The sequence below is a fragment of the Achromobacter sp. RW408 genome (assembly GCF_003184165.1).
In the GTDB taxonomy this organism is placed as follows: Bacteria; Pseudomonadota; Gammaproteobacteria; order Burkholderiales; family Burkholderiaceae_B; genus Achromobacter; species Achromobacter xylosoxidans.
Map to the genome: position 1 here is coordinate 856,962 of NZ_QHHO01000046.1, position 9,007 is coordinate 865,968.

A 9,007-nucleotide genomic window follows, 5' to 3' on the forward strand; every position below is an offset into this window, starting at 1 on the left:
GTATGTATGCGGGCGGGGGAGTTGTGGCTTTGGGAGGAGGTGCTTCGTAGGTCGCCCCTCGGGCAGGCGGCCTCCCGATCTGTCGCGCTGCTGGACCCGTGTGCAGGGAATGGAACTTTCAGGGCTGCCAATCTTGGCCGCGCGGGCGGCCAAGATTGGCGTCCAGGCGTTTGATGGGGTGGCGAATGCGCTGCGCGCCGGGGACGCGTGTATCGCGTCGTGCGATCAGTCCACCCTTCTCCACACACTGGCGAGCCAGGGTTGTTGTTCGCGGGGCAGGCCGTCGGGGCGGTAGTAGTGTTCGAGTTCTTCGAAGCCCGCGGCTTGCAGCAGGGTGCGCCAGCCATCCAGGTCGTGGTAGGCGCCGTAGCGGCCGCGGTTCCAGCCTTCCTGGTTGCCGCCGCGGGGGTTGGAGCTGAACAGGACGCCGCGGGGTTTGAGGGCGGCGCGCAGGTCACGCAGGACGCGGGGCAGTTCCTGCGTGGGAACGTGGAACAGGACGGCGTTGGCGAAGATGCCGTCGAAGCGGGCGGCGGGCAGGTGCAGGCGCAGGAAGTCCTGGTGCCAGACCTCGCAGCCGCTGGCGGCGCGGGCCATGGCGACGAAGCTGGGGGTGCCGTCCAGGCCGACGGCGCGGTGGCCGAGGGCGGTGAAGGTCTTGAGATCGCGGCCGGGGCCGCAGCCCAGGTCGAGGATGTCGCAGGGCGGCTCGCCCTCGATGTGGCGCAGCAGCGCGGCGATGTTCTGGCTGACGTCGTGATCGCGCGTGCCTTCCTCGAAGGACCGGGCGCTTTCTTCGTAGTGGGCCAGCGTCAGCGTGGTGATCTTGGCGAGGTCTTCGGCGTCGAGTTTCATGGGACGATTGTGCCGTAAAAAAACCCGCGCACGTCACCGAGCACGGGTTTGGGATCGGGCGCGGCCGGCTTAGGCGCGGCCGGCTTGGTCTGCCCGGCCTCAGGCGGCCAGGCGCCCTTCGATCCTGGCCTTGGTGGCGGGCAGGTCTTCCGGCAGGCCCTGGGCCAGCTGGCCGAACAGTTCGTCGTGCAACGCCAGTTCGTCGCGCCAGGCGCCGTCGTCGACCGACATGACCTGTTCGAACTTGTCGGGGCTGAATTCCAGGCCGGTCCAGTCGATGTCCTGGTAGCTGGGCGAGATGCCGAACACCTGGTCCACGCCGCCGGCCTGGCCGTCGATGCGGCCCAGCATCCAGCGCAGCACGCGCATGTTCTCGCCGAAGCCGGGCCAGACGAATTTGCCGTCCGGGCCCTTGCGGAACCAGTTGACGCAGTAGATGCGCGGCAACGTGGCGCCGGCGGCTTCGAGCTGCTTGCCGAGCTTGAGCCAGTGCGTGAAATAGTCGCTCATGTTGTAGCCGCAGAACGGCAGCATGGCGAACGGATCGCGCCGCACCACGCCCTGCTGGCCGACGGCGGCGGCGGTGGTTTCCGAGCCCATGGTGGCGGCCATGTAGACGCCTTCGACCCAGTTGCGCGCCTCGGTCACCAGCGGCACGGTGGTGGAGCGGCGGCCGCCGAAGATGAAGGCGTCGATCACCACGCCCTGCGGGTTTTCCCATTCGGGGTCGATCGACGGACACTGCGCCGCCGGAGCGGTGAAGCGCGCGTTGGGGTGGGCGGCCTTGCGGCCGGTCTCGCGGGCGATGGCGGGCGTCCAGTCCTGGCCCTGCCAGTCGATCAGGTGCGCGGGCGGCGTGTCGGTCATGCCTTCCCACCAGACGTCGCCGTCGTCGGTCAGGGCGACGTTGGTGAAGATGACGTTGGCCTTGAGCGTGGCCATGGCGTTGAAGTTGGTCTGCTCGCTGGTGCCCGGGGCCACGCCGAAATAGCCGGCCTCGGGGTTGATGGCGTGCAGGCGGCCGTCGGCGCCCGGCTTGATCCAGGCGATATCGTCGCCGATGGTGGTGACCTTCCAGCCGTCCATGCCCTGCGGCGGGATCAGCATGGCGAAGTTGGTCTTGCCGCAGGCCGACGGGAAGGCGGCGGCGACGTGGTACTTGCGGCCCTTGGGCGAGGTCACGCCCAGGATCAGCATGTGTTCGGCCAGCCAGCCCTGGTCGCGGCCCATGGTGGAGGCGATGCGCAGCGCGAAGCACTTCTTGCCCAGCAGCGCGTTGCCGCCGTAGCCCGAGCCGAAACTCCAGATCTCGCGGCTCTTGGGAAAATGCACGATGTACTTGGTGGCGTTGCAGGGCCAGGCCACGTCGGCCTCGCCGGCGGCCAGGGGCTTGCCGACCGAATGCACGCAGGGAACGAAGTCGCCGTCGGCGCCGAGCACGTCGTAGACCTGCTTGCCCATGCGCGTCATGATGCGCATGTTGACCACGACGTAGGGACTGTCGGACAGTTCGACGCCGATGTGGGCGATGTCCGAACCCAGCGGGCCCATCGAGAACGGCACCACGTACAGCGTGCGGCCGCGCATGGCGCCGTCGAACAGGCCGTTCAAGGTCGCGCGCATCTCGGCCGGGTCGGCCCAGTTGTTGGTCGGGCCGGCGTCCTCGGCGCGATCGGAGCAGATGAAGGTGCGGTCCTCGACGCGCGCCACATCGGACGGGTCCGAACAGGCCAGGAATGAATTGGGCCGCTTGGCCGGGTTGAGGCGGCGCATGGTGCCGGCCTGGACCATCTGTTCGCACAGGCGGTCGTATTCTTCCTGCGAACCGTCGCACCACTCGACGCGATCCGGCTTGGCCAGCGCCACCACGCTGGCGACCCAGTCGATCAGGCCGCGGTGCTTGACGTACGCGGGTACGTTCAAGGCCGCCAGGCCCCCGTCCAAGGGCTTATTCATTAGGGTTATCTCCATACTAAGGCTAATGGCGATACGGCCCCGTTTGACTGGGGCCGTATACATGTTTGCGCCATCATACTTGCAGCGCCGGGCAGGCCGTCAACCCGACCAAACGGACGAGTTTGTCACCGGGTTTGTCACTGTTTCATTGGCGCTTGTCGCGTCCGCCGCCCTCATGCGTGGCTACCGTCGCGCAGCGAGCGGCGGATGATCTTGCCGGTGGCCGTGGTCGGCAAACTGGTTACAAAGCGGATGCGGCGCGGGTACTCGTGGGCCGCGAGCCGGGTGCGCACGTGCGCTTGCAACGCCTTGACCAGCGCCTCGTCGCCGGCCACGCCGTCATGCAGCACCACGTAGGCCATCACCACCTCGGTGCGCTCGGCATCGGGCACGCCCACCACGGCCGCCATGCGCACCGCGGGGTGGCCGAGCAGGCAGTCTTCGATGGGGCCGGGGCCGATGCGGTAGCCGGCGCTGGTGATGACGTCGTCGTTGCGGCCGACGAAGCGGATGAAGCCGTCGGCGTCGCGCACGCCCATGTCGCCGGTCAGCAGGTAATCGCCGGCGAATTTCTCGGCGGTGGCCTGCGGGTTGTTCCAGTAGCCCAGGAACATCACCGGATCGGGCCGCAATACGCCGATATTGCCTTCCTGGCCATCGGCCATTTCGGCGCCCTGCTCGTCCACGATGGCGACCCGGTGTCCGGGCGCGGCGCGGCCGATGCTGCCGATGCGCGGCTCGAACAGGGATGAGCACGACGACACCAGCATGTTGCATTCAGTCTGGCCGTAGAACTCGTTGATGGTCACGCCCAGCACGCGGCGGCCCCAGTCGATCAGTTCGGCGCCAAGCGATTCGCCGCCGCTGGCCACCGAGCGCAGCGCCAGCGCATCCGGCGCCGGCGGATTGGCCACGCCGCGCATCATCTTGAGCGCGGTGGGCGGCAGGAAGGTGTGCGTGACGCCATGGCGCGCCATCAGATCGAAGGCCGCGGCGCCGTCGAATTTCTCGAAGCGCCGCGCCAGCACCGGCACGCCGTGGTGCCAGGCCGGCAGCAGCACGTCCAGCAGGCCGCCGATCCAGGCCCAGTCGGCCGGCGTCCACATCAGCGTGGCGCGCTCGGGGAAGAATTCGTGCGACATCTCCACGCCCGGCAGGTGGCCGAGCAGCACGCGATGGGCGTGCAGCGCGCCCTTGGGCTTGCCGGTGGTGCCCGACGTGTAGATGATGACGGCCGGATCGTCGGCCGCGGTGGATTCGGCTTCGAACTGCTCGGATTCGGCGTCCAGCGAGGCGTGCAGCGGCAGCGCCCCGCCCTCGCCCGGGCCGTCGATGCAATAGACCGTCTTCAGGGCCGGCAGCGTGGCGCGGATCTCCTGCAGGCGGCGGCAGCCCTCGGCGTCGGTGATGAGGGCGGCGGCGCCGCTGTCGGCCAGGCGGTACTGGATCGCGTCGACGCCGAACAAGGTGAACAGCGGCACCGCCACCGCGCCCATCTTGTAGACGGCGATGTGGGTCACGGCGGTCTCGGGCGCCTGCGGCAGGTACACCGCCACCCGGTCGCCGCGCCGCACGCCCTGGCGCCGCAGCGCGTTGGCCAGCTGGTTGGCGCGCGCCTTGATCTGGTCGAAGCTGTAGCGCGTCTGGCTGCCGTCGCTTTTCTCGTGGATCAGCGCCAGGCGGCCGCTGCCGTCGGCCCACTTGTCGCAGGCGTCCACGCCGATGTTGTAGGCCGCCGGCACCCGCCATTGGAAGGAGGACGCCAACTGCGCGTAGGTTTCGGTTCTGGACAGCATGATGAATCGGTCTCCGTGTCGTTGTTCTTTTGGTCGCGGTCCTGGCCGCTATTTTGGTCGCTATTTTGGTCGGTATGATAGTAAGCCCTGGCCACTTCCCATCGCCCCGCCGTACCCATGGAAAAAACCGCCGCCGTCCCGATGCGCCGCCCGCCGGCCAGCGCCAAGTCCGAGCAACGGATACGGGACATCCTGCGGGTGGCGCGGCAGGTGTTCTCCGAGGCCGGCTTCCAGGCCGCCACCACCACCGAGATCGCGCAGCGGCTGGGCGTGTCCGAAGGCACGGTGTTCACCTACTTCGGCGGCAAGCGCGAGCTGTGCGTGCGCGTCATCAGCGACTGGTACGACGAGATCATCGCCAAGGTCGAGGACTACCTGCCGCACGTGCAGGGCGCGCGGGCCCAGCTGCATTACCTGGTGCATGCGCACCTGCGCCACCTGCTGGCCGAGGGCACCGGGCTGTGCGCCTTCATCCTGTCCGAGGGCCGCGCCCGCAATGACGATTTCGGCGAAATCTACGCCGGCCTGCAGCGGCGCTACACCGCGCCGTTGATGCGCATCCTGGCGCAGGGCCAGGCCGACGGCCACGTGCGCCAGGACATGCCGCTGCGCCTGTTGCGATCGGCAGTCTATGGCCCGATGGAGCATGTGCTGTGGGACGCCATCCTGCGCGGCACGCGGGTCGACGTGGCGGCCACCGCCGACCAGTTGGTCGACTTCCTGTGGCAGGCGTTGCAGCCGCCGCGCCGCGACGCGCTGGCGCTGGCGCAATTCCGGGGCGAGGTGCAAGACGCCCTGCATCGGCTTCAGTCCGCCGAGAACAAGGACGGCGGCGAGTACTGAGGAAAGCCGTCGTAGGTCTCGCCGCGCGCGGCTGGCGGCAGGGTCCAGGAGTGGCGCGCGTTGGGCACGCCGCCATCCACGCGGATGACACTGCCGTTGATGAAGGCCGCCGCCGGCGACAGCAGGAACACCACCGCCGCCGCCAGTTCGGCTTCGGTGCCGAAGCGCTGCAACGGCACCTTGGCGGCCAGCCCGCGCAACACCGCGCGGTAGTCCTCGTCGTAGCTGTCCATGCCGCTTGAGGCGATCCAGCCGGGCGCCACCGCGTTCACGCGCACGCCGGCATGGGCCCATTCGCAGGCCGCCGTTTCGGTCAGGTTCCAGACGCCGGCGCGGGCCGCGCCGGAGTGTCCCATGCCGGGCATGCCGCCCCAGATGTCGGCCAGCATGTTGACGATGGCGCCGCCGTGCTGGCGCATGTGCTGGGTGTAGACCTCGCGCGCCATCAGGAAGGTGCCGTGCAGGTTGTTCTGCACCACCGCGTTCCAGCCATTGAAGCTGATCTGCTCCAGCGGCGCCGGGAACTGGCCGCCGGCGCAGTTGAACAGGCCGTCGATGGCGCCATGCGCGGCCAGCGCGTCGGCCACCGCGCCGCGCACGCCGGTTTCGCCGCGGATGTCGCAGGCGTGCAGCGTGATGCGGTCGGCGGCCTCGGGATAGATGCGCGCCAGTTCATCGCGCGCGGCCTCCAGCTTTTCCGGCTTGCGGCCCACCAGCGCCAGGCGCGCGCCCAGCGAGGCCAGCTCGTGCGCGGTGCAGCGCCCCAGGCCGCTGCCGCCGCCGGTGACCATGACGGTCTTGCCGTCGAACAGGCCCGGCCGGAAGACCGACGCGTAGCGCGCCGTCGCGGCGGCGCCGTCGGGGGGATGGTGCATGTCTCGCTCCGTTGACATTTTTTTTGAGGATAACTCAATATCCGACCCGAAAACACGCGTGACTCGCGTATTACCCTATGGAAACAATACGCAGTATCAGGTTATTAATTGAGCACCAATCAATAACCTGGAGACCCGCATGAGTACCCCGCCCCCGCTGCTGGTGGACCGCGACGGCCCCATCGCCCGACTGACGCTGAACCGCCCGGACATGCGCAACGCCTTCGACGAGACGCTGATCGCGGCGCTGACCACGGCCGTGCGCGAGGCGGCGGACGATCCGGCCGTGCGGGTGCTGCTGCTGACCGGCGCGGGCAAGGCGTTCTGCGCGGGCGGCGACCTGAACTGGATGCGCAAGATGGCCACGCTGAGCGACGCCGACAATCGCGCCGACGCCGGCCGCCTGGCGCGGATGCTGCGCGCCATCTGGTCCTGCGCCAAGCCCGTGGTGGCGGCGGTCAACGGCGACGCCTACGCGGGCGGCATGGGCCTGGTGGCGGCCTGCGACGTCGCCATCGCCGCCGATCACGCGCAGTTCTGCCTGTCGGAAACCCGCCTGGGCCTGCTGCCGGCCACCATCAGCCCGTACGTGATCCGCGCCATGGGCGAACGCGCGGCCAACCGCTACTTCCTGACGGCTGAACGCTTCGACGCCGCCGCCGCATACCGCATGGGCCTGCTGCACGGCGTCGTGCCGCTGGCGCGGTTGCAGGACGAGGCCGGCGCCGTCTGCCGCGCGCTGTGCGATAACGGCCCGCAGGCGGTGCAGGCCAGCAAACGGCTGGTGCGGGATTTCGCCGGCCAGCCGCTGGATGATGCGCTGGTGGCCGATTCGGTCGAGCGCATCGCCGCGGTGCGCGCCTCCGAGGAAGCGCGCGAAGGCGTGAGCGCCTTCCTGGAAAAGCGCCCGCCGGCCTGGCGCGCGCCCTGACGCGCGGCATGAGCCCCGCGCGTGGACGCGTCAACGCGATGTCCCGCGCGGACCAGGGGAAATATCCGGGTTAACCCCGAACGACGTTTAAGATGCGGGCTTCGTCCACAAGAGAAGCCGCATGCCCGCCCTTCGCCGCGCCGCCTGGAAACGTGAAATCACCGCTACCCTGCTGCTCAGCCTGCCGCTGGTGCTGACCAACCTGGCGCAGATCGCGATGACAGTGACGGACGTGATGTTCATCGGCCACCTGGGCTCGCAGCCGCTGGCGGCCAGCGCGCTGGGCGCCAACCTGTATTCGGCGATCGCGTTCTTCGCGCTGGGCCTGGTCAGCGCCACCGCGCCCATGGCCGCGCATGCCGAGGGCGCGCGCCGCAATTCGGTGCGCGAGGTGCGCCGCACGGTGCGCCAGGGCTTCTGGAGCGCGGTGCTGATCTCGGTGCCGGGCTGCCTGGCGCTGTGGTTCGGCGAGCACATCCTGCTGCTGTTGCGCCAGCCGCCCGAGCTGGCCGCGCCGGCGGGCCAGTACCTGCGGGCGCTGCTGTGGGCGATGCCGCCGTTCCTGGGCTTCCTGGTGCTGCGCTCATTCGTGGCCGCGCTGCAGCAGCCGCGCTGGGCCTTCATCGTGGCGGTGGGCGCGATCCTCTTCAACGTCTTCGGCAACTGGGTGCTGGTGTTCGGCAACCTGGGCGCGCCGGCCATGGGCCTGATCGGCGCCGGCGTGGCCAGCGCGCTGGCCAGCCTGTCGCTGTTCGTGGGCATGGTGATCGTGGTGCTGCGCGACCGGCGCTTTCGCCGTTACCGGCTGTTCAGCGGCCTGCTCCAACCCGACTGGCAGCGCTTGCGGGCGTTCTGGAAGCTGGGCCTGCCGATCGCCGTGGCGACCGCGTTCGAAGTCACCATCTTCAACGCCGCCGCCTTCCTCATCGGCTGGCTGGGCGAGGCCGAGCTGGCGGCGCACGCCATCGCCATCCAGATCGCCAGCGTGACCTTCATGATCCCCTACGGCGTGGCGCAGGCGGCCACGGTGCGGGTCGGCTATGCCCAGGGCGCGGGCGACGGCGTCGGCGTGACGCGCGCCGGCTGGAGCGCATTCGGCCTGGGCATCGGCTCGATGGTGATCGCCGCGGCCCTGATGGTGACCGTGCCGTACGCGCTGGTGTCGGTGTTCATGGACGTGCACGATCCGGCCAACGCCAAGGTGCTGGCCTTCGCGGTCAGCTACCTGGCGGTGGCGGCGGTGTTCCAGATCGTCGATGGCGCGCAGGTGCTGGGCGCCGGCATGCTGCGCGGCCTGCACGACACCCGCGTGCCGATGATCTACGCGGCGATCGGCTATTGGGGCGTGGGCCTGCCTTGCGGCGCCTGGCTGGCCTTCCAGGCCGGCTGGCGCGGGGTCGGCATCTGGAGCGGACTGGCCATCGGGCTGGCGGTGGTGGCGGTGCTGATGATGCAGCGCTGGGCCCGGCGCGCCTCGCTGGGATTGGTGGGGCGGCGCGTGTCCCACATGCCATAATCGCCGATGCAATTCCTGGAACCTCCATGCCCACCGCCTCACCCGTTTTTCCCCCCCTGAACGCCGCGCGCCTCTGGCAGCGTGTCGAGACCCTGTCACGCTACACCCTGCCCGACCAGCCCTGGACCCGCCGCGCCTTTTCGCCGCTGTTCCTCGAGGCACGCGACTGGCTGCGCGGTGAATTCGAGGCCGCGGGTTTGACCACCCGCCTGGACGCCGGCGGCAACCTCATCGG

General features: G+C 69.4%; 7 protein-coding genes and 1 pseudogene. 4 read left to right on the top strand and 4 right to left on the bottom strand.

The genetic code is table 11. From position 1 onward, the window contains the following. Positions 1 to 225: 225 nt before the first annotated feature. From DK459_RS14045 to DK459_RS14055, 3 genes are all read right to left on the bottom strand, one after another. Positions 226 to 855 carry a class I SAM-dependent methyltransferase gene (locus DK459_RS14045; RefSeq protein WP_110134823.1) on the bottom strand — a complete coding sequence of 210 codons (630 nt, stop codon included), beginning with the start codon at positions 853 to 855 and terminating at the stop codon, positions 226 to 228. A gap of 99 nt (positions 856 to 954) precedes the next feature. Beyond that, a complete protein-coding gene (locus DK459_RS14050) occupies positions 955 to 2,811 on the bottom strand; it encodes a phosphoenolpyruvate carboxykinase (GTP) (RefSeq protein WP_006384907.1) in 1,857 nt (618 codons plus the stop codon). Positions 2,812 to 2,984: 173 nt separating this feature from the next. Continuing rightward, entirely contained in the window at positions 2,985 to 4,607 is a 1,623-nt protein-coding gene (locus DK459_RS14055) for an acyl-CoA synthetase (RefSeq protein ID WP_054449370.1), read from the bottom strand. Positions 4,608 to 4,724: 117 nt separating this feature from the next. Between DK459_RS14055 and DK459_RS14060 the strand changes: the two genes are divergently transcribed. After that, the gene (locus DK459_RS14060; protein WP_006384909.1) at positions 4,725 to 5,450 is read left to right on the top strand and encodes a TetR/AcrR family transcriptional regulator; all 726 of its coding nucleotides are present in this window, start codon (positions 4,725 to 4,727) and stop codon (positions 5,448 to 5,450) included. On the opposite strand, the gene DK459_RS14065 is transcribed toward DK459_RS14060, so the two are convergent. Beyond that, on the bottom strand, positions 5,414 to 6,325 hold the full coding sequence (locus DK459_RS14065) for an SDR family oxidoreductase (protein WP_038503232.1): 912 nt from the start codon (positions 6,323 to 6,325) through the stop codon (positions 5,414 to 5,416). The two genes, DK459_RS14060 and DK459_RS14065, sit on opposite strands and share 37 nt — an antisense overlap. A 139-nt stretch (positions 6,326 to 6,464) precedes the next feature. Here DK459_RS14065 and DK459_RS14070 point away from each other — a divergent pair, with 139 nt between their 5' ends. The 3 genes and pseudogenes from DK459_RS14070 to DK459_RS14080 all read left to right on the top strand — a co-directional run. Then, positions 6,465 to 7,256: an enoyl-CoA hydratase/isomerase family protein gene (locus tag DK459_RS14070; RefSeq protein WP_024068482.1), complete on the top strand. Its 792-nt coding sequence runs from the start codon at positions 6,465 to 6,467 to the stop codon at positions 7,254 to 7,256. Positions 7,257 to 7,377: 121 nt separating this feature from the next. Then, the gene (locus tag DK459_RS14075; protein ID WP_006384497.1) at positions 7,378 to 8,772 is read left to right on the top strand and encodes an MATE family efflux transporter; all 1,395 of its coding nucleotides are present in this window, start codon (positions 7,378 to 7,380) and stop codon (positions 8,770 to 8,772) included. Between the two features lie 26 nt (positions 8,773 to 8,798). After that, positions 8,799 to 9,007 (top strand): annotated as a pseudogene (locus DK459_RS14080) (Zn-dependent hydrolase); the annotation flags it as partial.